This window comes from Streptococcus sp. IsoGale022, from assembly GCF_031142805.1.
GTDB lineage: Bacteria > Bacillota > Bacilli > Lactobacillales > Streptococcaceae > Streptococcus > Streptococcus sanguinis_A.
Genome location: NZ_JAKZJI010000033.1, coordinates 1 through 1305, shown reverse-complemented (window position 1 = coordinate 1305; position 1305 = coordinate 1). Strand labels below are relative to the sequence as shown.

1 protein-coding gene is annotated in these 1305 nt (G+C 39.5%); it reads right to left on the bottom strand.

All coding sequences use genetic code 11. The features are described from left to right. Nucleotides 1-1305 (bottom strand): IS3 family transposase gene (locus RG608_RS11470; protein ID WP_308946999.1). Its coding sequence is split into 2 segments (ribosomal slippage), with 1306 coding nucleotides annotated over them: nucleotides 1-864 and nucleotides 864-1305; the frame shifts between segments, so codons are not numbered across the junction. This gene is flagged as partial in the annotation.

Sequence of the window (1305 nt, the reverse complement as noted above, 5' to 3'; positions counted from 1 at the left end):
GGCTAAGTCCTTTTAGTTTTGTCTTAATTCGTTTGTTGTTGTAATAAAAAATATAATCCGCAATAGCTTGCTCAAGCTCATCCAGGGACTGATATGATGTCTCAAGACCATAAAACATCTCAGATTTAAGTATCCCAAAGAAAGATTCCATCATTCCGTTATCAGGACTGTTCCCTTTACGTGACATGGATGGACGAATGCCCTTGTTCTCTAAAAAATGATGATAAGATTGGTGCTGATATTGCCAGCCTTGGTCACTGTGAAGGATTGTTCCACTATATGATTTAGCTGGAAAGGCCTTCTCAAGCATGCTCTGAACTTGTTTCAAATCTGGTGAACGTGACACAGTGAAGTCAATAATCTCGCTGTTGTAACCATCCAACACAGGGGACAAGTAGAGTTTTCCTTCTGCTAAAGCAAACTCTGTCACATCAGTATAACACTTCTCATAAGGTTTAGATGCACTGAACTGACGGTTGATGAGGTTATCAGCCTTTTTACCTACTTCCCCTCTGTATGATGAATACTTACGTTTGCGGCGGATACGGGCTTTTAAGCCTAACCTCTTCATCAAACGTTGTATTTTTTTGTGATTGACGATAAAACCACGATTTCTTAGTTCCAGATGGATGCGACGATAGCCATAATTGCCATGATGTTCATCATAGATGTCTTGAATGAGCTCCTTTAAGGCCATGTCCTGATCTTCTTGAGTAGCTAGTCGTTTGACTTGATAGTAATAGGTTGACCGTGATAAATCAAGGATTTCCAGCAGAGTCGCTAGAGAAAATTGACCGATTAATTCTTGGATGATTTCTGTTGCTCTTTGAGCTTTGCTTCGTCCCTCAATCGGTATTCTCTCAGCTTTTTTAGCACCGCATTCTCCGCTCTAAGGTAGTCTAATTCTTTCTGGAGTCGTTCTAACTCTGTCATTTGTTCCCAAGTCTTCTTTGGTTTACGTCCCATCTTTATTGGTCTCCCTCTTCTTTTCTCAAGAATAGTATAGCCATTTTTCTTGTATTGCGCAATCCACCTTGAAATCATACTAGAATTTGGTAAGGCATAATCTAAGGACGTCTGTTTCTGAGATTGCCCATCAATCAGAACTTTATCTATTATCTCCTGTTTCAGTTCTGGAGAATAATAACTATTCTTCCCTTTTTGGACAATGGCTAACCCATACCTGTCAATCAGGCGAATCATGTACTTTAGTCCAGAAACATCCACACCAAATCTTTTTGAAAGCTGGTTAAAGCTTAGACCTTGTTTTATGAGCTCATAGATTTGAACCTTGTCTTCATAACT